At 73.7% G+C, this 22,163-nt stretch carries 24 protein-coding genes; 12 read left to right on the top strand and 12 right to left on the bottom strand.

The features are described 5' to 3' along the window. Nucleotides 1–64 precede the first annotated feature (64 nt). Both gcvP and ACK2IS_RS08990 read left to right on the top strand, forming a co-directional pair. Complete coding sequence (gene gcvP, locus ACK2IS_RS08995) at nt 65–2,947, top strand: aminomethyl-transferring glycine dehydrogenase (RefSeq protein ID WP_409483008.1); 2,883 nt, start codon at nt 65–67, stop codon at nt 2,945–2,947. A 246-nt stretch (nt 2,948–3,193) separates the two neighbouring features. Then, nucleotides 3,194–4,363 carry a GNAT family N-acetyltransferase gene (locus ACK2IS_RS08990; RefSeq protein WP_409483007.1) on the top strand — a complete coding sequence of 390 codons (1,170 nt, stop codon included), beginning with the start codon at nt 3,194–3,196 and terminating at the stop codon, nt 4,361–4,363. A 6-nt stretch (nt 4,364–4,369) separates the two neighbouring features. Here ACK2IS_RS08990 and ACK2IS_RS08985 read toward each other — a convergent pair whose 3' ends face one another. Further along, nucleotides 4,370–7,765, bottom strand: a complete 3,396-nt coding sequence (locus ACK2IS_RS08985) for an AAA family ATPase (protein WP_409483006.1) — start codon at nt 7,763–7,765, stop codon at nt 4,370–4,372. Beyond that, nucleotides 7,762–8,925 carry an exonuclease SbcCD subunit D gene (locus tag ACK2IS_RS08980; RefSeq protein ID WP_409483005.1) on the bottom strand — a complete coding sequence of 388 codons (1,164 nt, stop codon included), beginning with the start codon at nt 8,923–8,925 and terminating at the stop codon, nt 7,762–7,764. The genes ACK2IS_RS08985 and ACK2IS_RS08980 overlap by 4 nt, the downstream gene beginning before the upstream one ends. Nucleotides 8,926–9,034: 109 nt before the next feature. On the opposite strand from ACK2IS_RS08980, the gene ACK2IS_RS08975 reads away from it, so the two are divergent. Then, complete coding sequence (locus ACK2IS_RS08975; RefSeq protein WP_409483004.1) at nt 9,035–10,513, top strand: glutamate-cysteine ligase family protein; 1,479 nt, start codon at nt 9,035–9,037, stop codon at nt 10,511–10,513. Nucleotides 10,514–10,572: 59 nt separating this feature from the next. Here the strand turns inward: ACK2IS_RS08975 and ACK2IS_RS08970 are convergent, their stop codons facing one another. Next, a complete protein-coding gene (locus ACK2IS_RS08970; RefSeq protein WP_409483003.1) occupies nt 10,573–11,214 on the bottom strand; it encodes a histidine phosphatase family protein in 642 nt (213 codons plus the stop codon). Between the two features lie 18 nt (nt 11,215–11,232). On the opposite strand from ACK2IS_RS08970, the gene ACK2IS_RS08965 reads away from it, so the two are divergent. Then, nucleotides 11,233–11,667: an OsmC family protein gene (locus ACK2IS_RS08965; protein ID WP_409483002.1), complete on the top strand. Its 435-nt coding sequence runs from the start codon at nt 11,233–11,235 to the stop codon at nt 11,665–11,667. 114 nt (nt 11,668–11,781) lie between these two features. Continuing rightward, complete coding sequence (locus tag ACK2IS_RS08960; RefSeq protein ID WP_409483001.1) at nt 11,782–12,171, top strand: DUF2695 domain-containing protein; 390 nt, start codon at nt 11,782–11,784, stop codon at nt 12,169–12,171. Between the two features lie 2 nt (nt 12,172–12,173). Here ACK2IS_RS08960 and ACK2IS_RS08955 read toward each other — a convergent pair whose 3' ends face one another. Then, on the bottom strand, nt 12,174–12,596 hold the full coding sequence (locus ACK2IS_RS08955) for a hypothetical protein (protein ID WP_409483000.1): 423 nt from the start codon (nt 12,594–12,596) through the stop codon (nt 12,174–12,176). 15 nt (nt 12,597–12,611) lie between these two features. Then, nucleotides 12,612–13,574, bottom strand: a complete 963-nt coding sequence (locus ACK2IS_RS08950; RefSeq protein ID WP_409482999.1) for a cation diffusion facilitator family transporter — start codon at nt 13,572–13,574, stop codon at nt 12,612–12,614. 48 nt (nt 13,575–13,622) lie between these two features. Here ACK2IS_RS08950 and ACK2IS_RS08945 point away from each other — a divergent pair, with 48 nt between their 5' ends. After that, nucleotides 13,623–13,802 (top strand): hypothetical protein, encoded by a 180-nt coding sequence (locus ACK2IS_RS08945; RefSeq protein ID WP_409482998.1) that lies wholly within the window; start codon nt 13,623–13,625, stop codon nt 13,800–13,802. On the opposite strand, the gene ACK2IS_RS08940 is transcribed toward ACK2IS_RS08945, so the two are convergent. From ACK2IS_RS08940 to ACK2IS_RS08915, 6 genes are read right to left on the bottom strand one after another with little or no spacing between them, the layout of a single operon-like run. After that, nucleotides 13,781–14,131 (bottom strand): ArsR/SmtB family transcription factor, encoded by a 351-nt coding sequence (locus tag ACK2IS_RS08940; protein WP_409482997.1) that lies wholly within the window; start codon nt 14,129–14,131, stop codon nt 13,781–13,783. The genes ACK2IS_RS08945 and ACK2IS_RS08940 overlap by 22 nt on opposite strands. Before the next feature lie 47 nt (nt 14,132–14,178). Then, complete coding sequence (locus ACK2IS_RS08935) at nt 14,179–14,709, bottom strand: GNAT family N-acetyltransferase (protein WP_409482996.1); 531 nt, start codon at nt 14,707–14,709, stop codon at nt 14,179–14,181. Nucleotides 14,710–14,735: 26 nt separating this feature from the next. Further along, a complete protein-coding gene (locus ACK2IS_RS08930; protein WP_409482995.1) occupies nt 14,736–15,881 on the bottom strand; it encodes a methyltransferase domain-containing protein in 1,146 nt (381 codons plus the stop codon). Nucleotides 15,882–15,890: 9 nt separating this feature from the next. Next, nucleotides 15,891–16,811 carry a pseudouridine synthase gene (locus ACK2IS_RS08925; protein ID WP_409482994.1) on the bottom strand — a complete coding sequence of 307 codons (921 nt, stop codon included), beginning with the start codon at nt 16,809–16,811 and terminating at the stop codon, nt 15,891–15,893. A gap of 34 nt (nt 16,812–16,845) precedes the next feature. After that, a complete protein-coding gene (locus ACK2IS_RS08920) occupies nt 16,846–17,661 on the bottom strand; it encodes a GNAT family N-acetyltransferase (RefSeq protein WP_409482993.1) in 816 nt (271 codons plus the stop codon). Nucleotides 17,662–17,716: 55 nt separating this feature from the next. Then, on the bottom strand, nt 17,717–18,547 hold the full coding sequence (locus tag ACK2IS_RS08915) for an NlpC/P60 family protein (RefSeq protein WP_409482992.1): 831 nt from the start codon (nt 18,545–18,547) through the stop codon (nt 17,717–17,719). Between the two features lie 207 nt (nt 18,548–18,754). Here ACK2IS_RS08915 and ACK2IS_RS08910 point away from each other — a divergent pair, with 207 nt between their 5' ends. From ACK2IS_RS08910 to ACK2IS_RS08890, 5 genes are all read left to right on the top strand, one after another. Continuing rightward, nucleotides 18,755–19,087, top strand: a complete 333-nt coding sequence (locus ACK2IS_RS08910) for a putative quinol monooxygenase (RefSeq protein WP_409482991.1) — start codon at nt 18,755–18,757, stop codon at nt 19,085–19,087. Between the two features lie 105 nt (nt 19,088–19,192). Continuing rightward, the gene (locus tag ACK2IS_RS08905; protein ID WP_409482990.1) at nt 19,193–19,591 is read left to right on the top strand and encodes a VOC family protein; all 399 of its coding nucleotides are present in this window, start codon (nt 19,193–19,195) and stop codon (nt 19,589–19,591) included. A gap of 60 nt (nt 19,592–19,651) precedes the next feature. Then, nucleotides 19,652–20,113, top strand: coding sequence for a hypothetical protein (locus ACK2IS_RS08900; RefSeq protein WP_409482989.1), 462 nt, complete (start codon nt 19,652–19,654; stop codon nt 20,111–20,113). Next, entirely contained in the window at nt 20,106–20,486 is a 381-nt protein-coding gene (locus ACK2IS_RS08895; RefSeq protein WP_409482988.1) for a PAS domain S-box protein, read from the top strand. The genes ACK2IS_RS08900 and ACK2IS_RS08895 overlap by 8 nt, the downstream gene beginning before the upstream one ends. Then, entirely contained in the window at nt 20,479–20,820 is a 342-nt protein-coding gene (locus tag ACK2IS_RS08890) for a hypothetical protein (RefSeq protein WP_409482987.1), read from the top strand. The genes ACK2IS_RS08895 and ACK2IS_RS08890 overlap by 8 nt, the downstream gene beginning before the upstream one ends. Here ACK2IS_RS08890 and ACK2IS_RS08885 read toward each other — a convergent pair. After that, on the bottom strand, nt 20,813–21,712 hold the full coding sequence (locus ACK2IS_RS08885) for an alpha/beta fold hydrolase (protein ID WP_409482986.1): 900 nt from the start codon (nt 21,710–21,712) through the stop codon (nt 20,813–20,815). The genes ACK2IS_RS08890 and ACK2IS_RS08885 overlap by 8 nt on opposite strands. Nucleotides 21,713–21,989: 277 nt before the next feature. On the opposite strand from ACK2IS_RS08885, the gene ACK2IS_RS08880 reads away from it, so the two are divergent. Continuing rightward, nucleotides 21,990–22,157 carry a hypothetical protein gene (locus ACK2IS_RS08880; RefSeq protein ID WP_409482985.1) on the top strand — a complete coding sequence of 56 codons (168 nt, stop codon included), beginning with the start codon at nt 21,990–21,992 and terminating at the stop codon, nt 22,155–22,157. The last annotated feature ends 6 nt before the right edge of the window (nt 22,158–22,163 follow it).

Below are 22,163 nucleotides of genomic sequence, written 5' to 3'. Positions count from 1 at the left end.
GACTGGAGGGGGCGGTCCGTCGCGTCGACGGCCGTTCACCATCGTCTGCCACGAGGAGCTCGCCGTGAGCGCTGACACCCCCACCACCGTGCCGGAGTTCGTCTCCCGCCACATCGGCCCGCGCGCGGACGACGTCGCGCGGATGCTTGAGGTCATCGGCCAGCCCAGCGTCGAGGAGCTGATCGCCAGGACCGCGCCCGCCGCCATCCTGGGCGGCCCGTCGCTCGCGCTGGAGGCCGCGCCCACCGAGCAGGCGGTCATCGCCGAGCTGCGCGCCATCGCCGACCGCAACGAGGTCAAGACCTCGCTCATCGGACTCGGCTACTACGGCACGATCACCCCGCCGGTGGTCAAGCGCAACGTGCTGGAGAACCCGGGCTGGTACACCGCGTACACGCCGTACCAGCCGGAGATCTCGCAGGGCCGACTGGAGGCCCTCCTCAACTTCCAGACCATGGTCAACGACCTGACCGGCCTGGACGTCGCCAACTCCTCCCTGCTCGACGAGGGCACCGCCGCGGCCGAGGCCATGACGCTGATGCGGCGCTCGTCCAAGGCCCCCAAGGACGCCGTCCTGGTGGTGGACCAGCAGGTGTTCCCCCAGTCCTACGCCGTGATCGCCTCCCGGGCGCTGCCGCTCGGCATCGAGGTCGTCCGCACCGACCTCACCGGCGTGACCACGGCCGACGAGCTCACCGCCGCCGCGGGTGACAAGGCCGTCTTCGGCGTCGTCGTGCAGTACCCCGCCGCCGACGGCGAGGTGCGCGACTGGCGAGCCCTGTGCGAGGCGGTCCACGCCGGCAAGGGGCTGGTCACCGCCGCGACCGACCTGCTCGCGCTGACCCTGCTGACGCCGCCCGGCGAGTGGGGGGCGGACATCGCCGTCGGCAACTCCCAGCGCTTCGGTGTCCCGATGGGCTTCGGCGGTCCGCACGCCGGCTTCATGTCGGTCAAGAAGGGCCTCGAGCGCTCCATGCCCGGCCGTCTGGTCGGCGTGTCCGTCGACGAGGCGGGCGACCCGGCCTACCGCCTGGCCCTGCAGACGCGCGAGCAGCACATCCGCCGGGAGAAGGCCACGTCCAACATCTGCACCGCCCAGGTGCTGCTCGCGGTCATGGCGAGCATGTATGCCGTCTGGCACGGCCCGGCCGGCCTGCGCGCCATCGCCGAGCGGGTGCACCGGCACGCCGCCGCGGCCCGCAAGGCTCTCGTCGCCGCCTCGGTCGACGTCCGCACCGAGTCCTTCTTCGACACCCTCACGGTGTCGGTGCCCGGCAAGGCCGACGAGGTCCTCGCCGCGGCGCTGGCGAAGGGCATCAACCTGTGGCAGGTCGACGCCGACACCGTCCAGGTGTCCTTCGACGAGACCACCGACCGCGACCAGGTCGAGGCCGTCGTCGAGGCCTTCGGGGCGCACTTCTCCGGCACGGTGGCCGCCGACTTCGAGGCCGGCTGGGCCCAGGACCTGGTGCGCACCAGCGACTACCTCACCCACCCGGTGTTCAACTCCTACCGCTCCGAGACGGCGATGCTGCGCTACCTGCGCCGCCTGTCCGACCGCGACTACGCGCTGGACCGCGGCATGATCCCGCTCGGCTCGTGCACCATGAAGCTCAACGCCACCACGGAGATGGAGCCCATCACCTGGCCGGAGTTCGCCTCGCTGCACCCCTTCGTGCCCTCGTCGCAGTCCGAGGGCTCGCGCAAGATCGTCGCCGACCTGCAGCAGTGGCTCGTGGAGATCACCGGCTACGACGCCGTGTCCGTGCAGCCCAACTCGGGCGCGACCGGTGAGCTCGCCGGCCTGATGGCGATCCGCTCGTACCACCGGGCCAACGGACAGGACCAGCGTGACGTGGTGCTGATCCCCTCCAGCGCCCACGGGACCAACGCCGCCTCGGCGGTGATGGCCGGCTTCAAGGTGGTCGTGGTGAAGTCCACCGCCGAGGGCTCGGTCGACATGGAGGACCTGCGCGGCAAGGTCAAGGAGCACTGCGAGGTGCTCGCCGGGATCATGGTGACCTACCCGTCGACGCACGGCGTCTACGAGGACACCATCGTCGAGCTGTGCGAGCTGGTCCACGAGGCCGGCGGTCAGGTGTACGTCGACGGCGCCAACATGAACGCGCTCGTCGGTGTGGCCCGTCCGGGCAAGTTCGGGGCCGACGTCTCGCACCTGAACCTGCACAAGACCTTCTGCATCCCGCACGGCGGCGGCGGCCCCGGCGTCGGCCCGATCGGTGTGCGGTCGCACCTGGCGCCATACCTGCCCAACCACCCGCTCGCCCCCGAGGCCGGCCCGGAGACGTCCAGCGGCCCGTCGGTGTCCGCGCCGTACGGCTCCGCCTCGATCCTGCCGATCTCGTGGGCCTACATCCGGCTCATGGGTGGTGAGGGGCTGCGTCGCGCCACGCTCGCGGCGGTGCTCAACGCCAACTACATCGCCGCTCGCCTCGGCGAGCACTACCCGGTGCTCTACAGCCAGGACGGGCTCGTGGCGCACGAGTGCATCCTCGACCTGCGCGGCATCACCCACGACACGGGTGTGAGCGTGGACGACGTGGCCAAGCGCCTCATCGACTACGGCTTCCACGCGCCCACCATGTCCTTCCCGGTCGCGGGGACGCTCATGGTCGAGCCGACGGAGTCCGAGGACAAGGGTGAGCTGGACCGCTTCTGCGACGCGATGATCGCGATCAGGAAGGAGATCGACGATGTCGCGTCCGGTGCGGTCAGCCCGGAGGACTCGGTGCTGCGTCACGCGCCGTACACCGCGGAGTCGCTGGTGGGGGAGTGGAACTACTCCTTCGACCGCAAGACCGCGGCCTTCCCGGCCGGGGTCGACCCGCGCTCGAAGTACTGGCCGGTGGTGCGTCGCATCGACGGTGCTTTCGGCGACCGCAACCTGATCTGCACCTGCCCGAGCCCCGAGGCCTTCGAGGACTGACGACCAGCGCGAGGATCCGAGGGAGGAACGACCGAGGCCCGCAGCGCCGAGGAGGTCCGACCGTCGGGTTCGAGGACTGACGACCAGCGCGAGGATCCGAGGGAGGAACGGCCGCGGGTCTGGGGCCGGCCACCGTGAGGTGGCCGGCCCCAGACGTCGTTCCGAGGTCGCCCAGGGTGGCGCGGTCAGTGCCGCGGGCGGTGAAATCCCCTGGTGCGCGGCCGGACCGATCGCCATACTGCCTGCATGCCGACGATCTGGCCGATGCGCCGCGGGGACCTGCTGCTGCGCGATGCCACCGCCGAGGACGTCGAGCAGCTCCTGACGTGGCGCAACGAACCGGTCGTGAACCGTTGGATGATGCGCACCCACGTGGATCCGGAGGAGTTCCGTCGCGACTGGGCGGCGGTGGCGGGCAGCGACCGTGATCACTCGTGCGTGGTCGAGGTCGACGGGCAGCCGGTGGCGATGGGCTTCCTGGAGATCGACGGGGCCGGGCAGCATCCGCAGACGCCCCGCGATGTGGAGGCCCTGCTGGGCTACCTGGTCGAGCCGCGGTGGCAGGGTCGGGGCATCGCGTCGGAGCTGGCCGCGGGGCTGGTCGAGGCGGCGTTCGACCGGCTGGGGCTGCGCCGGGTCCGGGCGTACTGCAACCGGGACAACCTGCCGTCGGCGCGGGTGCTGGAGAAGGCCGGCCTGCGCCGCGAGGAGCACACGGTTGCCGACTGCTGGCACGCGGAGCGTGGGTGGGTCGACGGCTACGGCTACGGGATGCTCGCCACCGAGTGGCGTGGTGAGGTCACCGGTCTGCCGGAGCTGCGCGACTCGAGTGCCAGGGTGCCGCCCCGGCGGCCGTTGCCGACACCTGTGGCCGGTCTGGGGTTGTGGCGCACGCAGCGGCTGGAGCTCGGCCCGGCCCGGGAGCGGGATGTCGCGCAGATCCTCGCCTGGCGCAACCTGCCGCAGGTGGGGGAGTGGCTGCTGGAGGCGACGACCGACGAGTCGGTCCTGCGCAGACGACTCTTCGACCAGGGGCCGGCAGAGCACCGGTTCGTGGCCAGGCTGGACGGCCGGGCGGTCGGGCTCGGGTTCGTGATCCGTGGGGACGCCCCGGGTCAGCCGGGCGGACCGGTGCAGGGGGCGGAGGCGGAGATCGGCTACTGCCTCGACCCGGCGGTCACGGGCATCGGTCTGGGTCGTGAGATTGCTTGCGCCGCAGCTGATCTCGCCATCGGTGAGCTCGGGGTGCGACGGGTTCGCGCGGGTCTGTACGCCGACAACCTGGCCTCCGCGCGCCTGCTGGAGGGGATCGGCATGCGCCGGGAGCAGCATGGCGTCCTGGACTCCTGGCACCCACGGCACGGGTGGGTGGACGGAGCGTCCTACGCAATCCTCGCGCCGGAGTGGCGCGCCTGACTGAGCTCAGAGGGCGTCGGCCATCGTCACCACCTGGAGGGTGGAGCCGCGCTGCCCGCGCGCCAGCCGTACCTGGGCGGGGATGCGTTGGCGGAGCTCGGCGACGTGGCTGATGATGCCGACGCTGCGGCCGCCCTCGCGCAGCCCGTCGAGCACCTCCATGACCTGCTCCAGGGCGGTCTCGTCCAGGGTGCCGAAACCCTCGTCGACGAAGAGCGTGTCCAGGTCGATGCCGCCGGCCTCGGCCCGGACGGCGTCCCCGAGGCCGAGCGCCAGGGCCAGGGAGGCCATGAAGGTCTCACCGCCCGAGAGGGTGGCGGTGTCCCGGGCCTTGCCGCTCCAGGCGTCGACGACCTGCAGCCCGAGGCCGCTCTTCGCACCCCGCGCGGCCAGCGCGTCGGAGTGCCGCAGCTCGTAGCGCCCGTCCGTCATGTGGCGGAGCCGCTCGTTGGCGAGCACCACCACCTCCTCCAGGCGGGCGGCAAGGACATAGGTGGGCAGGCTCATCCGTCGGGCGTTGTTGCTCCCGCTGCCGGCCACGGTGTCGGCGACCTCGCGGATCACCTCCGCCTGGTGCACCCTGGGGCCCAGCTCGGCGAGGGTGGCGCGCACCGCGCGGCTGTGCCCGGCCAGGGCCGCGACCGCCTGGTGGGCAACGCCGGCCTGCTCCGCCGCCCGCCGGGCAGCCGCCCGCGCCTCGGCGAGGGTGCGGGACTGTGCCTCGAGGTCGGGCTCCGGGAGCCGGGCCGCCTCGACGACCTCCGGGTCGTCCAGGACGAGCGTGGCCTCGTGCAGCGCGCGGTCATGACGGGCGATCTCGTCCTGCAGCTCACGTCGCCGCTCAGGTGCCAGTGCCGCTGCCCGCACGGCATCGGCGTCGGCGAAGTCGCTCTCCGTCAGCCGCTCCCGCAGGATCGCTCGCGCCTCGGCCAGCTCGGCGTCGGCCCGGGCTGCGGCGGCGGTGCGCTCGACCAGCCGGTCCAGGGCGCGCTGGGCCGTCACGACGGCGGTGAGGGCCGGGCGCAGCCGGTCGTCGGTGGGGGGCTCGGCACGCGGCCCGGTGGGCGAGACGTCCAGCCCGAGCGCAGGTATCTCGGTCAGCTCGTCGAGCAGCCGCCAGGCGTCGAGCCGCTCGCTGTCGGCCCGACCGCGGTGCAGGTCCACCCCTGACCGGGCCGCGGCGAGGGCCGCCGTGGTCCGGCTGACCGACTCCTGGTGGCAGGCGACCGCAGCCTCCTGGGCCCGCAGGGCGGAGGTGGCCTGCGCCAGGCCGGTGGCTGCGGCCTGCGCGGCGTCGTGGTCCCGGCGGGCGGCGTCGAGCCGGCGGCCGACGTCGGCCGCGTCGGAGACCTCGAGCGCGGCCAGCCTGGTGGCGAGCTCCTCGGCGCGCGTCCGGCGGGTGGCGCGAGCAGCCTCCAGAGCCGCGGCCGCGGCAGTCTCTGCCGTCCGCCGCGACGCGAGCCTGCGCTCGGCCTCCTCGATCTGCTCGGGCGGGACGAGGTCGCCGTCCTCGGCGACCGCCGGCGCGGGGTGCTCCGCCGAGCCGCACACCGGGCAGGGCTGCCCGGGCTGCAGGGTGCGGGCGAGCTCGGCGGCGAGGCCGGCCGCGCGACGGGTGTGCAGGTCGACCAGGGCCTGCTGGGCGGTCTCGCGCTCCTGCGTGACCTCCGTGAGGCGCGACTCTGCCTGGTCCACCCGCACGTCATCGGACGCCAGCGCGGCGATCCGCGCGGCGGCGTCCTGCAGGGCGTCGACCCGGGCGCGCCGGACCGGCTCGGACCGTGCCGTGTCGGTCAGGTCGGTCAGGGTGGCCCCCAGGGCGATCACCTGGTCCTCGGCCGCGGTCAGGGAGTCCTGCGCCTGCTGCACCGCTGCCTGGGCGGCAGCGACGGCAGCGACGCTCCGGACGGACTCCTCGGCCGCCGCGCGTGCGCGGGTGACTTGCGCGCCCAGGCGGGTGGCGATCTCGGCGGCCCGGTCGAGCTCCTGCCGGGCCGCCGTCACGCGCTCCGGATCCGGGATCGCCGCCTCATGGTCCGGGGCGGCAGCGACGCCCAGTCGGTCGGCCAGCCCGGGCGGGAGGTCGGTGACGGCCTGAGTCAGGGCAGACCCGGCGACGGCCAGGTCCTGCTCTCGTCGCGAGACCGCGGTCACGTGCGGCAGCAGCTCGGCGGCCGCGGCGGCCAGCGTCACCTGGTCGCGGTCCCGGGCCACCTCGTCGGTCCGCGCCTCCAGCGCGGCGCGGGTCTGCGCCGCGCGAGCCCCCTTGGCCCGGGCGGCAGCTGCCCGGCGCCCCGCCTCGTCCGCCGTGGCAGCCTCCTGCTGCCGGCGGTCGGTCTGCGCAGCCGTCGTCGTGAGCACCTCGGCGAGGGCGGCCGCGTCCCGCTGCAGCCGGGTGAGCCCCTCCTCCAGCGCCGCGGGGTCGGTCATCTCCGGGTCGAGCAGCCGCAGCGTGGGGGTCGAGGTGCCGGGACGGTCGGGTGGCTCCGTTCCCGGGCCGTGAGCTGTGTCGGGCCGAGCGCCGAGCTCGGCCGTGCCTGTCCGGTCCGGATCGTCGTGGCCCGCGTCGCCGTGGACGTCGTCGTCCTGGCCCGCCTCGACGTGGCCGGCGCCGTCGTCGTCCCCTGCGACCCCGCCGGAACGAGCGGGATCGGTGTCGGTCGGTTCCGGATCGGTCCCACCGCCGGCGGCGAGCGGGACGTCACCGGCGCCGGCGGGCGCCACCTGCAGCAGCGCGTCGGCCGCGTCGTTGACACGGGTCAGGTTGGTGGACAAGGTGATCCGCGCCTGCTTGACGTCGGCCTCGGCATCCCGGCGGCGGGCCTCCAGCCAGCGCTGCAGCGCCTCGAACCGCCCGGTGTCGAACAACCGCTGCAGGATCGTCGCGCGGTCGTCGGTGCTGGCCCGCAGGAACCGCGCGAAGTCGCCCTGCGGCAGCAGGACCACGGTGGCGAACTGCTCCAGGCCGAGGCCGAGCACCTCGCGGACGATGCCACCCACCTCGTCGGCGCGTCCCGATCCGCGGTCGGCCCAGGCCCCCTCGACCAGCTCGGTCAGCACCACCTTGTGCTGCTGCCGGGTGGTGCCCGAGCCGCGCTTCTTGGGACGCTCGAACTCCGGCGATCGCTCGATCCGGAAGCGCCGGCCCGCCGCGGACCACTCCAGCTCGACGAGGGGCGTGGCCTGGGGGTCGGCGTGGTCCGAGCGCAGGGCGCCCTTGGGACGGGCGCCGGGGACGTCGCCATACAGGGCGAAGCAGACCGCGTCCAGCAGCGAGGTCTTGCCCGCCCCCGTGGGCCCGTTGATCAGGAACAGCCCGCTCTGCCCGAGCGCGTCCAGGTCGACCTCGACGGTGCCGGCGAAGGGACCGAAGGCCGTGGCCCGCAGGTGGTGGAGCCTCATCGCGCGCCCTCGCCGCTGGTCGCGACGCGCACCGCCTCCAGGGCCTCGCGGACCACCGCCTGCTCCTCGGCGGAGGGTGCGGCCCCGGCCCGCACGTGCTCCAGGAAGCCGGCCACGAGCTCCCGGTCGTCGGCGACCCGCACCCGGGCGGCATAGCTCTGGCGCTCCCGCGGCTCGGCGCCCGCAGGCTCGAACTGCAGGGACAGCGTGCGGGGGAAGCGGGCCCGCACCTTGTCGATGGCGTCCAGGGGCCGCACCGGGTCGGTGAGGGTCACCTGGCAGTAGGCCCGCTCCGCGTCGCGGTGAGCAGGATCGGCGAGGAGCTGCTCGAGGGTGCCACGCAGGACAGCCAACGGGGTGTGCACGGGCGCCTCCACCGCCTCGACCCGGACCTGGCCGCCCCGGGCGTCTCCCAGGTCGACCAGCCAGCTGGACTTGGTGTGCCGCGCCTCCGAGAAGCTCATGGCCACCGGCGATCCGGAGTACCTCACGTGGTCGGCGAGGGCCTGGCGGCCGTGCAGGTGGCCCAGCCCGACGTAGTCCGCCTCGGCATACAGAGCCATGGGCACGTCCCCCACGCCGCCGACGGCGATGTCGCGCTCGCTGTCGCTGCTCTCGCCGCCGGTGACGAAGGCGTGCGAGAGCACCACCACCGGCCCGGGGTGCCGCTCGGCATCACGGGCCACCCGCGCGAGCGCCGACGACAGCACCCCGTGGTGGGTGCGCTCGACCGGCGGGCCGTCGCCCTGCAGCTCGGCGGCGACGACGGAGGGCTCGAGATAGGGCAGCGCGTAGATCCTGGTGCCGCCCACCTCGATCGGGCGGTGCAGGTCGGCCACGGTGGTCCGCAGGTGCACGCCGGCCCGCTCCAGCAGCCGCCCGCCGAAGCCCAGCCGCACGGCCGAGTCGTGGTTGCCGCTGGCGAGGACCACCTGGGCGCCGGCGTCGGTGATCCGGGCCAGCGCGTCGGACAGCAGCGCCACGGTCTGCGGGGCGGGCAGCGCCCGGTCGTAGACGTCACCGGCGACGGCCACGACGTCGACGCCCTCGGAGCGCACCACGTCCACGAGGTGGTCGAGGTAGAGCTCCTGGGCGGGGAGCAGGCCCACCTGGTGGAAGGAGCGGCCCAGGTGCCAGTCGGAGGTGTGCAGCATCCGCATGGTCCCCACGGTAGGAGGGAGCACCGACAGACCCGGCGCGCGGACCCGGCGCGTCTGTCATGCGGGCATGACGCGCCGGTAACCGTGAGCGTGTGGTCCCCTGACCGGCATGGGTCAGGAGATCACCGCCGGCATCAACGCCCGGGAGCACCGTCAGCGCTATCGCGAGAAGGTGCAGCAGTGCGTCGACGTCCTCGAACGCATGCTGCGGCTGAAGGACTTCGAGACTAGCGAGCCGCAGGCGGGCCTGGAGATCGAGCTCAACCTCGTCGGCCCGGACCTGCGGGCGAGCATGACCAACGAGCTCGTCCTGACCCAGATCGACGACCCGATCTTCCAGACCGAGCTGGCGCGCTACAACATCGAGCTCAACGTCGATCCGGAGCCGCTGGCCGGTGACCGCGGGCTCGACCTGGAGGCCCACCTGCGCGAGCACCTGGACGCCGCCCGCTCGCGCACCGGCGACGTGGAGATCGTGACCGTCGGGATCCTGCCCACCCTGATGCCCGAGGAGCTCACCCGCGACGCGATCACCCCGAGCCCGCGCTACCTGGCGCTGGACGAGGCGATCATGGAGGCGCGTGGCGAGGACCTGCTGCTGGACATGGAGGGGCGCTCGGGGGAGCGGCTGACGACCTTCGTCGACACCATCGCCGCGGAGTCCGCGTGCACCTCGGTGCAGTGTCACCTGCAGGTGGCGCCCGTCGACTTTGCCGACACCTGGAACGCCGCCCAGGCGATCGCGGGGGTGCAGCTGGCGGTGGGTGCCAACTCGCCCTACCTCTTCGGCCGTCAGCTGTGGGCGGAGACCCGGATCCAGCTCTTCCACCAGGCCACCGACACCCGGCCGATCGAGCTGCGCAACCAGGGCGTGCGGCCCCGGGTGTGGTTCGGGGAGCGGTGGGTGACGAGCATCTTCGACCTGTTCGAGGAGAACGTGCGCTACTTCCCGGCGCTGCTGCCGGAGATGAGCGACGAGGACCCGGTGCAGGTCCTGGAGTCCGGCGCGGCCCCGGTGATGTCCGAGCTCACGCTGCACAACGGCACGGTCTACCGCTGGAACCGGCCGATCTACGACACCGTCGCCGGCAAGCCCCACCTGCGGGTCGAGAACCGCGTGCTGCCCGCCGGGCCGACCGTCGCCGACACGGTCGCCAACGCGGCGCTCTACTACGGCCTGGTCAACGCGCTGGTGCGGCAGGAGCGACCGCTGTGGTCCAAGATGAGCTTCGCGGCCGCCAAGGAGAACTTCTTCGCCGGGGCCCGGCGCGGCTTCAACGCGCACCTGTACTGGCCCGGCCGGGGCGACGTGCCCGTCGACGAGCTGGTCCTGCGACAGCTGCTGCCGATGGCCGACGCCGGCCTGGAGGCCTGGGGCGTGTCCACCAAGGCGCGCGACCGTTACCTCGGGATCATCGAGGACCGGTGCAAGGCCGAGCGCAACGGCGCCTCCTGGCAGATCGCGTGCGTCGAGCGGCTCGAGGAGCGGGGGGCCAACCGTGACGAGGCCTTGCGGCGGATGCTGCAGCGCTACATCGAGCAGATGCACGAGGGCGAGCCGGTCCACACCTGGTCCCTGCCTCGCTGAGCGGCGGTATGCCGGAAGGGGTCTCCGACATACCGCCAGGACCTGGCGGGGTCACCCGGTCAGCGCGGGGCGGGCTGGTTCCACCGCTGGATCGACGGGGACCGCCGCTCGTAGCCGAGCACGCTGATCGAGCCCGCGTCGAGCTCGAGCTGGGCACCGAAGCGGGGCTCGGTCCGCAGCCACACGCTGGTGAGGATCCGCGTGGTGTGGCCGTGGCCGACGAGCGCGACGTCCTTGCCGTCGACGAGCAGCGGCATGACCCGGTCGATGACGGTCCGCACCCGGGCCGCGACCTGCTCGATGGACTCGCCGGGGGTGTCGCCGGGCACGACGCCGTCCTGCCACACGGTCCAGTCGTGGCCCAGCTCCTCGCGGATCTCGGCGGTCGTCCGGCCCTCGTAGCCGCCGTAGTCCCACTCGACCAGGTCCGGGTCGATCTCGGTGCCGGTGAGGCCGACGAGCTCGGCGGTGCGGCGGGCGCGCTCCAGCGGCGAGGTCAGGGCCAGCGCGAGGTCGAACTCCTCGAGCAGCACGGCCGAGCGCCGGGCCGCCTCCTCGCCGGCGGCCGTGAGCGGGATGTCGCTCAGGCCGGTGTGCTTCATCGCCTTGGACCACTCGGTCTCGCCGTGGCGCATCAGGACGAGACGGCCCTCGGGGACAGGGCGGCCGGGCGGGGCGTCGGGTGCGCTGGGCTGGGTCACGGTGGCAGGCTAGGCCGTATGACGACTCCAGGAAGCCCTGACACTCGCCGCACCGTCGACCTGGAGCGGACCTCGCTCGGGTCCTACACCGCGACCAACGTGCGGGGTGGCTCCCTGCGGGTGGGCAGCGGCGCGGACGCCGACTTCACGCCGGTGGAGCTGCTGCTCGCGGCGATCGGCGGGTGCACCATGATCGACGTCGACCACATCACCTCCCGGCGGGCGGAGCCCACTCACCTGCGGGTCACGGTGAGCGGGGACAAGGTCACGGTCGACGGGGCCGGGCAGATGACCGGGCTGACCGTGGCCTGGGACGTGGCCTATCCCGAGGGCCCCGAGGGGGACCAGGCGCGGGCGGTCCTGGACGACACCATCCGGATGTCGCACGACCGGCTGTGCACGGTGGGCCGCACGGTCGAGGTGGGCTCGCCGATCGGCAACGAGATGGCCTGACCGGCCGGTTGTCCACAGGTGTCGCGGCTCCGGGGAGCCGTCCACAGGTCACCTCGCCGCCCGGTCTGCCGCCTGCCGCGGCGCGTCAGACTGACGGCCAGGAGGTGGTGACCGATGAGCGGGTCGACGGTCGAGCAGGATGCGGTCCGGGAGCTGATGGGCGCCCGGCCGGGGGAGTGCGTGGTCTGCTACACGGGCCGCATGGTGGAGCGGTTCGGGTGCGACGGGTCCTGGCGGTGGGTGCAGACCTGGCGCGGGCAGTGCGCGCCCCGCGCCTGTCGGGTCGAGGGGCGGATGGCGGCCCGAGGCGCGAGCTGCGACTGCGAGATCCACCTGCGCGGCTACGAGATCGAGCCGCGGCTGCTCTCGGTCGCCTGGGACGGGCTCGTCGATGGCGCCCCGCAGTGCCTGGGTGTCAGGAAGGGCTCCACCCAGCCCTGCCGCCTGTGGCGACCCCCGGTGCCCGGCTGGTGGGCGACGACGACCCACCGGGGCCAGGCCTGAGGTCACTGCTGGACGTCGACCGGCCCCACGAGACCCTTGGTGGGGTCGGACGTGCCCACCCCGCAGTCGAACCCCGCCCACTCGGGCAGGGGGGCCTCGGAGCAGACCTGCCCGGAGACAACGGCACCGGAGCGGAGCTGGGCGCCCCCGGGCAGCCGCACGGTGGTCCCGTCGTCCGCCCAGGTCGTGCCGGTGGGGAGGACGAGGGGTGAGCCGTCCAGCTCGAAGCAGCCGCGCGGGTTCTGCGTCACCAGTCCGGTGACCCGCGTGGTGGGGCAGTCCCGGACCTCGCCGGTGTAGGTCACCAGCGTCTTGCCGTTGCGCTTGTCGGCGTCGGTCACCGGCGCCGCGCACGCGCTCAGCAGGGCCGCGCCGGTGACCAGGGTGGCCAGGGCGACGCGCAGCGGACGAGAGCTGGAGGGCACGCGCCGAGCCTAGTCTCAGGTGGGGGCGCCACGGCCGAGGGAGGCGACCGGCGTGGTGGCGCCCGCCCTGGTGGCGTCGGACGCGGCGGTCGCGTCCTCGTGTGGGGAGTCGGCCGGGCTGGGGTGCACCACGGCGTCGCCGAGGCGGGGGAGAGCCGCACGCATCCGGGTCTGGACTACGTGGGCGACCTCGTGCGCGTCGGCGAACGACAGGTCGGGATCGACCTTGACCCGGGCGGTCGCGTGCAGGGTGTGCCCGATCCAGCGCAGCTGGACGCGCGTGACCTCCAGGACACCCGGGGTGGTGGCGGCGGACTGGCGCGCGAGGTGCACGAGCCGCGGGTCCACGGCGTCCATGAGCCGGCGGCCGACCTGCACGACGGCCTGTCGGAGCACGCCGACGATGGCGACGGCGATGAGCAGACCGATCGCCGGGTCGGCCCAGGGCAGGCCGAGGGCGACGCCGGCCGCCCCGAGAACCACGGCCAGCGAGGTGAACCCGTCGGTGCGGGCGTGCAGCCCGTCCGCCACCAGGGCGGCCGAGCCGATCTGCCGGCCCACGCGGAGGCGATAGCGTGCCACCAGCTCGTTGCCGAGGAAACCCACGACCCCGGCGCCCGCGACAGCCCACAGCCCGGTGATCTCGCGCGGGTGCAGCAACCGGTCCACGGCCTCCCACCCGGCCAGCAGGCTCGACAGGGCGATCATCACGACCACGAAGACCCCGGCCAGGTCCTCGGCCCGCCCGTAGCCGTAGGGGTAACGGTCGTCCGCAGGCCGCCGACCCAGCCAGAAGGCGAAGAGCAGCGGGACCGCCGTCGCGGTGTCCGCCACGTTGTGCAGGGTGTCGCCCAGCAGCGCCACCGATCCGGTGAGCGCCACCACCACGCCCTGCAGCACCGCGGTGACCGCCAGCCCCGCGAGGCTGATCCACAGGGCACGTCGTCCCCGGGCGTCGGCCTCGAGGGCGTCGTCCACCTGGTCGGCGGGATCGTGGGAGTGGGCGCCGACGAGGTCGGAGAGGGCATGCCGGAGCCGGGCCGCGAGGCCGCCCCCGTGGGGATGGTGGTGATCGTGGTGATGGTCGTGAGGGTGGTGGTGACCCTCGTGGTCTGGGCCCCCGTGCCCGGTGTCACCGGGGGTGAGGTGGGGGTGCCCGTCGTGGGGGTGGTGGCCGCGGCTCATCAGCTCTCCTGGCGCCGGTAGTGGGCGGGGACGTCGTCCAGCAGGTGCTCCACGTGGCCGATGGTGTCCACGACGAGCTGGCGGACGTGGCCGTTCTCGACGCGATAGAGCACCGAGGAGCCCCGCCTGCGGGTGGTCACGAGCCGGGCCATCCGCATCCGGGCCAGGTGCTGGGAGACGCCGGGGACCGGGCGGCCGGTGAGGGCGGCGAGCTCGGAGACCGAGCGCTCCTCGTCGAGCAGGAGACCGGCCAGCTGCAGCCGGGTGGGATCGGCGAGGACCCGCAGCACCTCGACGGCCAGCGAGACCACGTCGTCGGACCAGACCGGCTCGTGCAGACTTGCGTGCATGCGCAAAGAATAGAACCGGGGTGGGGCGCGTGCCGACGCAGGGTGCGTCAGCGTAGGTCGGGCGCGAGCAGCTCGAAGAGCTCGTGGTCCTGATAACGGCCGTCGATGTGCAGGTACTTCGTGGCGCGCCCGTAGTGGCGGAAGCCGTTGCGGTGAAGCACCCGCTGCGACGCGAGGTTGTGGGGCAGCGTCCCGGCCTCCAGGCGGTGCAGGCGCCATACCTCCCAGGCCTGCACGCAGATCGCCCCCACGGCGCGGCTGGCCAGGCCACGGCCCGTGCGGTCCTCGGCGACCCAGTAGCCCACGCTCGCGTGCTGGGCGGCGCCGCGGACGATGGTGTTGAGGTTGATCCGCCCCGCGAGCTCGCCCTGGTCGTCGAGGATCACGTAGGGCGCCATCCGGCCGCCCTCCTGCTCCGCGAGAGCGTTCGCCACCAGCTCGCGCTGCCCGGCCTCGGTCCAGAAGCGCTCGGGCCGCCGCGGCTCCCAGGGGCGCAGGTAGTCCCGGTTGGCGACGGCGAGGTGGGTCAGCGCCGGGACGTCCGGCAGGGCCAGGGGGCGGATGACGGGGGCGGGCACGCCCACATCCTCGCAGGCGGGGGGCCTCAGCGGCGGGTCAGCAGCACCAGCACCTCGGCGTGCCTGGTCTGCGGGAACATGTCCACCGTGCGGGCGGCCGTCACCCGCATCCCAGGCATCGCGTCCAGGTCCCGGGCGAGGGTGACCGGGTTGCAGCTGGAGTAGACCACCGTGCCCGCTGGACCGGCGTCGAGCTGCCGGGCCAGGTCGGCACCGATGCCCCGTCGCGGCGGGTTGACGACGACCAGGTCCGGGCGCGAGTCCTCGTGCGCGGCGAGGGATCTCGCGTCGCCGTCCACGAATCGCGCTGCGCCCAGACCGAGCTCGGCGGCCGACCGACGGGCGGAGCGGATGGCCTCGGGCGACACCTCGATGCCGAGGACGTCGAGCTCGCGACTCGCGGCGCGGGCCCGGTGCGCCGCGTGCAGCGCGAATCCACCCACCCCGCAGTACAGGTCCCACATCCGCCGCGGGGCGGCCGCCTGGATCCAGTCGCCGGCCTGGCGGTAGAGCGCGTCGGCCATCGGCGTGCTGGTCTGGAAGAAGCTGCGGGTGCCCAGGTGCAGCACCACGTCGGCCACCGGCATCGGCAGGGTGTCCGCGTCCGTGAGCACGACCTCCTCGTCGCCCTCGAGCACGGCCGCGTGGGCGGGCTGCAGGTTGACCGACAGCACCCGCAGCCCGGGCAGCCGCTCCTGCAGCAGCGGCAGCGAGCGGCGCACCCGCCCGAGCTGGTTGGTCGAGCGCAGGACGACGCGGACCATGAGCTCACCCGCGGGGGAGGCGGTGACGAGCAGGTGCTTGAGCTCGCCCTGCCGCGCGGCGGCGTCATACGGCTGCAACCCGATCTCGGGGACCGCCTCGGCCAGCCGCAGCACCGCGTCGTGCAGCCCGGGCTCGTACAGACCGCAGCGGCGCAGGTCGACCCCGCGTAGGTCGCCGTCGAGGATCCCGAAGGTCGGTGCGGCCGTGGTGCCGCCGACAGCGAGCTTGGCCTTGTTGCGGAACCCGCTCTCGGGCGAGGCGATCGGGGGCAGCCAGGCGCCCTCCTCGACGTGCGTGCCCAGGATGCTCGCGACCGCGCGCTGCAGGTCGGCGAGCTGGTCGGCATAGGGCACCCCCATGAGGGTGCACGAGTGGCACCGGCCCGCGTCGACGTAGTCGCACTGCATGGGGTCAGGCTAGGCGTCCGGCCAGGCCAGCTGCTGCCTGCTGGTGAAGGATCGCTCGGTGCCGTCGACCGGGTCGACGAAGTCCAGGCGCCGCGCGAGCAGCCGCAGCGGGTCGGCGACGTCGTCGACGGCGTCCGGGAGCACCAGCGGATAGAGCGGGTCTCCGACGATCGGGATCCCCAGGGAGTGCAGGTGCACGCGCAGCTGGTGGGTGCGGCCGGTGCGCGGGGACAGGCGGTAGCGCGCGAACGACCTTCGCACCTCGACCATCTCGACCAGCGTCTCGGCGTTGGGCTCGGCGTCGGGGATCTCCCGGGCGGTCAGGACGCCGCGGTCCTTGACGAGGTGGCTGCGCACGACGAGGGGCAGCGCCAGGCCCGGGCGGTACGCCGCGATCGCCTCGTAGATCTTGCGGGGCACCCGCCGCTCGAACATCTGCTGGTAGGGCGCTCGCCAGCGCTGCTCGGTGGTGAGCAGCAGGACGCCGGCGGTGAGCCGGTCCAGGCGGTGGGCGGGCCCGAGCTCGGGCAGGTCCAGCATCCGGCCGGCCCGCACGACGACCGACTGGGTGACGTGCCGGCCGCGCGGGATGCTCGACAAGAAGTGCGGCTTGTCCACGACGACGATCCGCTCGTCCTGGTGCAGGACCGTGAGCTCCCCTGGCACCTCGGGCTCCTCGCGCAGGTCGCGGTGGAACCACACGAAGGTGTGCGGGCGGTAGGGCTCGTCCCCGGTCCACGGCCGTCCGTCGTCGTCGACGAATCGCCCTGCGGCCAGCATCTGCTCGACGTCGACCTCGCGAGGGAGCTTGTGCCGCAGCCACTCCCGCATCGTCGTCGGCGCCGGGTCGGGGGTCCGGTCCCGGTCGGGGGTGCGCACCCACGCCGCCTGGAGCCCGTGGCGGGGCGGCAGCGGCGAGCGAGGAGGCACCAGACCATCATCTCGCGGCTCGGCCCGGCTCTGCTCAGGGTCGGTGCCACTCGTACGGCGTCGTCGTGGTGATGCGCACGAAGCCCGACCGCTCCAGGATCGGCCGCGAGTCCTCCGTCGAGTCGCTCTGCAGCAGGGTGTGCCTGCGCTGCAGGGCCGAGCGGGCGCGGGCCGCGAGCAGCGCGCGATAGACGCCGCGCCCCCGCCACGCGGGCACGGTCGTGCCACCCCACAGCCCGGCGAAGTCCGTCCCCGCGACGGGCTCCAGCCGGCCCGTGCCCACCATGCGTCCGTCTGCCTCGGCCACCCACAGCTCCATGCCGTCGTCCAGGCAGAGCCGGTGCAGCAGGGCCTGCGCCATCCCGGGCAGGCCCTCGCCGAAGCCCTCCTCGGCGCACGCGCACATCGCCTCGACGTCGTCCGGCGAGGTCACCCGGCGCACGGAGATTCCCTCCGGCACCGGGGCGTCCGTGAGGGGCGCGGCGGGCCCCACCATCACGGATTCCGGCTCGCCCGGCACGAATCCCCGTGCCACCAGCGCGTCGTGGAGCCCGGGCGCGTGGTCGTGGCCGCGCGTCTTCCACTCCACGCGGGAGATCGACGGATCGTCGGCATACGGCCGGAAGGTCTCCTCGACGAGCTGCTCGATGCCCGCGACGTCCAGACCGCCGAGATCGCGATAGGTCACGAACCCGCGCCCGCCGCGGTAGACGCCCCAGGTCACCGGGCCGTGCGGCTCCTGCACGTCCGCCGAGGCGAGCTCGTCGCGCAGCTGGGCGTCGTAGCGGGCGAGCAGCTCGTCGCGAGAGGGGAGCTCAGGCTCGGGTGCGGTGGTGGAGACGTCGACCATGGCGTTCACCCTGGCAGCCGAGGTGCTGTGGGGCAACGGGTTTGTCGACCCGACGTCACCGGGCCCGGGTCGTGAAGGGGCGCACGGCGACCGGGGCGAGACGGTGTCCGGGCGAGCTGAAGCGCAGGTTCGCGACGCGGGTCCTGCCCGCGGAGCCGCTCGCCTCGACCATCCGGCCGGCGCCCAGGTAGATCGCGACGTGGTTGGTGATGCCGTCCGGCCCGGTCCAGAAGACGAGGTCGCCGCGCTGCCGCCGGGCGACGGGCACGTGCTCGAACCGCGCGGTGTAGAGCGCCTGGGTCGTGACGTAGCCCGGCGACTGGTGCCTGGTCACCGTGATCGGCTGGGGGTCGATGCCCGCGGCCGCGAGCGCGGCCAGCACCAGGCCCGAGCAGTCGTGCCCGAGGGCCTTGGGCCCGGCGCCGCCCCAGGTGTAGGGCGATCCCTGCTGGGCGACGGCATACCGGATCATGGCCTCGACGCGCTGGCTGCGCGTGGCGTTGGCGGGCACCGCGATCGACGGACGCCAGGCGTCGATCGTCCACGGCTGGCCGGTGCGCAGCGCAGCCCAGGTGCGCACGTCGACGATGCCGGTGGCCGGCAGGCCCGTGCGGCGCTGGAAGGTCAGGACGCGCCAGCGCGTGGTGTCGTCGTACACCTCGTGACGGGGAGCGAGTCCCACCGCCCGCTGGACCAGCGACACCTTGGTCCCGCACCAGCCCTTGCTCAACGCGACCCCGCCCGTGGCCGGCACGAGGCGGGTCACCGGCTGGAGGAACTGCGCCGCAGGGCGCCAGGGGGCCTCGCCCGCGCGGGCCGTGACGGAGGAGACGAGGGTGGCGGCGCCGGCGGCGAGACCGCTGACGAGGGTGCGACGGGTGATCACGGGGGCTCCAGGAGCGGTTGGGAGTCGAGGGCTTGTCGTCACTCAACGTATCCATCCGTGTCGGATGGGCTACTGGTGCGCGTGGGACTGCACCCACCTGGAGCAGCGCTCGGCCGCACGGCGCCGCCCCGCCGTGATAGTCAGGGAGCGAGGGTGGCGCCTCGCGCACCTCAGACCGTCCGCTGTCTTCCCGAGCAAGGAGCCGCCATGATCGCCATCACCGTCAAGTGGGACGTCAAGCCCGAGTACGCCGACCAGTTCCCCGAGCTGACGCGGGAGTTCACGCAGGCGTGCCGCGCCGAGCCGGGCTGCCTGTGGTTCGAGTGGTCCCGCTCGCTGGAGCGCCCGAACGAGTACGTCCTCCTCGAGGCCTTCCGCGACGCCGAGGCGGGCGCCGCGCACGTGCGGTCCGAGCACTTCGCCAAGGCGATGAAGGAGCAGGGGGCCTATGCGGCCTCCCGGCCCAGGATCATCTCCGTGGAGAGGGACGGCGAGGGCTGGGACGAGCTCGGTGAGATCGAGATGCCCGACGAGGGCTGAGCCGATCGCGGCGGGACTCCTCGTAACGATGCGTCCCGCTGCGAGCACTGCGTGTGTCCGGCAGGATCGGGGCCGACCCGACCCCCGCCCAGAGAGCAGGCCGAGATGCCCTCCCGCCCGGTGCACTTCGAGATCCACGTCGACGACCTGGAGCGAGCCAAGAAGTTCTACGGCGAGTGCTTCGGCTGGCAGTTCCAGGACTGGAGCGCGTTCGCCGGCGCGCCGTACGCCGGGTGTGCCACCGGTCCGGAGGGGACCTCGGGGATCAACGGGGCGCTCATGCAGCGGCAGGGTCCCGCTCCTGCCGTCGACTCCCCGGTGCGCGGCGCCGTCCTGACGATGGGCGTCGACGACTTCGACGCGGTCGAGAAGCGCATCCTGGACGGCGGCGGCCAGGTCGCCCTGGCGAAGTACGCGCTGCCCGGGATGGCCTGGCAGGGCTACTACCTCGACACCGAGGGCAACGTGCTCGGCATCCACCAGCCTGACCCGCAGGCCCGCTGACCCGCGACCTGGCCCTGGTCGCCCGCCGACGACGCGGAGCCCCGGCCTAGGCTCGGTGGCATGACCAGGACCACGGGCAAGGAGAGCTTCTACCTGACCCTCGGGCCCGGCCTCGTCGCCCTGCCGCTGCTGATCGCGGCCGTGCCGGGTGTGCCCGGGGTCGCCTGCGCGGTCGCTGCGCTGCGGCACGGCAACCTGCCGGGGGCCGGGGTGCTTCTGCTCGGAACGTGCATGTTGGTGGGACTCTTCCTGGTCCTGGCGGATCTTCGTCCGCAGGAGGCGATGGTGACCCACGGCGAGCTGCGGTGCCGCTACCTGCGCAGCACGCTGGTGGTCCCGGTCGCCGACCTGGTCTCGGTCACCCGCCGAGGCGGGCTGGTCACCATCACCTGTCCGGACGGGGAGGTGATCCTCTCCGCCCCCTTCGGGATGACCCCGGAGATGCGGCGGCTGGAGGCGCTCGTCGAGCGACACCGCGGCGAGCGGTCGGAGCAGGGGGACTACGGTCAGAGGCATGACTGACGCGCCCAGCCCCTTGCTCGCCCGCGCCCTCGAGGCCGCGGGCGACGCCGTGATCGTGATCGACCGGGACGGCCTGGTCCGGGCCTGGAACCCCGCCAGCGAGCGGCTCTTCGGCCACCGGGCGGCGGACATGATCGGCCAGGACGTGGCCGCGATGATCCCGGAGCGGTTGCGGCCCCTGCACGACCGTGGGTTCGCGGCGGCGATGGCGGCCGGACGCCTGGCGAGCGACGGAGCGCCCCGGCGCACCAAGGCGATCCGTCCCGACGGCTCGTCGGTGTACGTCGTGATGACCTTCGCCGTCGTCACCGACGAGACGGGTGCCGCGATCGGCTCGGTCGCCGTGGCCCGGGAGTGGCTGCGCGATGAGTGAGCCCGTGCTGTCCTATGCCCCGCTGACCGGCCGTATGGCGACCGCCGCCGTCGGTGAGCAGGTGACCCTCGACGGCGCCGGGCTCCATGACGAGCTGACCTCGGCCGCGCCGGATCTCACGAGCACCGGCGTCGCGGTGATCGCCCACGCCGCCACCCCGGCCCCGGGGACGCCGCTCACCGTGGTGGGGGAGCGCCGGATGCTGCACCACCTCGCGAGCGCCGCGGACGTGCAGATCCCGGTGCGTCTGCTCGCCGGCATACCGCTGACGGGCGAGCAGGGCGACGCGATCCTGTCGCGGACCGTGCTGGCCGTGCTGGTCGCCGTCAGCTGATGCTCCCGCGGCTGCGCGCCACCCGGTCCAGGATCGCGTCGGCGACCTCCTGCGGCTCGCTCTCGGGGAGCCAGTGGGAGGCGTCGAGCTCGACGAAGAGATAGGGCGCGTCGACGGACCGCCCGGTGGCCTCCGCGGCGCCGCGCCCGAGGGCCACGTCCTGCGAGCCCCAGACATAGGTGGTCGGCACGGTGATCCGGCCGTCGCCCCCGACGGCTCCGGCACCGCCCGCGGCCCCGGAGCGCGGGCGGGCGGGGCGCGCGAGCGTGGTGGCGCGATACCAGCCGATCGGGCCGCGCAGGCTCGCCGGGGTCGCGAACCTGCGGGCGTAGCGCTGCGCGACCTCGGCCGGAAGTCCGGCACCCGTCAGGAAGCTCGTCATCCGCCGGGACAGCACGAGCTCGGGCACGCGCGGCACCTGGAAGGCGCCGATGTACCAGCTCTTGCGCAGCTGGTCCGGCGTCCGCAGGGCGAGGGCGAGCGCGGCGGGGTGCGGGGTGGACAGGACGGTGAGGGAGGCCAGCCGGTGCGGCGCCCGCTGCGCGACCAGCCAGGCGACGGCGCCGCCCCAGTCGTGCCCCACCAGGTGCACCCGCTGCGCGCCCGCGGCGTCCACGAGGGCGAGGACGTCGGCCACGAGCTCGGTGCCGCGATAGGCCGACACCTCCCGGGGGGACGCGCCGGGGGAGTAGCCCCGCTGGTCCGGCGCCAGGGTGCGCAGACCGGCGTCGTGCAGGCGGGGCGCCACCAGGTCCCAGCAGGAGGAGTCCTGCGGGAAGCCGTGCAGCAGCACCACGACGGCGCCGTCCCGCGGACCGCCGTCCTGCACGTCGAAGGTCAGCCCGGCTCGGGAGAAGGTCGACAGGTCAGGGGCGCTCGTGGACGAGGTCATGTCCCCATGATGGGGCGTCGCGAGCGGTCAGGTGGGCTGTGCGCGGCGGGGCATGCTCATGGCGACCATTGCTGACGTCACACCGGCCTCTGAGTCATGGCAGGCACCAGGTGGCTCCGGCCGTATGTGGGCAGCGGCGTCCGCCACCCGGGCGAACGTGCGTCCGCGGTGTCCCGCTGCGCCCGAGATGTCGGCGCTTACTGGTTGTCACCATCAACTACGTGAAGTAGTTGTACGGTCACGGGCCCCGACCGGCGGCCCGGATCGGGGGCTGACGATGGACGAGACGGCATTCGTGCACGTGCTGGCAGCGGCGCACACCGGTGCCGCGTGGGTCGCGGTGCGGTGGCCCGGCGTGGATCGCCCGGTCCGGATCACGCTGGCCCTGGCCTGTCTGACCATGTCCTTCGCGCTGTGGGTCACCGCGATGCGCATCTGGCCCTGAGCGGGC

The organism is Arsenicicoccus dermatophilus (genome assembly GCF_046267915.1).
Taxonomy (GTDB): Bacteria; Actinomycetota; Actinomycetes; order Actinomycetales; family Dermatophilaceae; genus Arsenicicoccus; species Arsenicicoccus dermatophilus_A.
The sequence above is the reverse complement of the archived record's forward strand: the minus strand, read 5'-3'. Positions and strand labels throughout refer to the sequence as shown.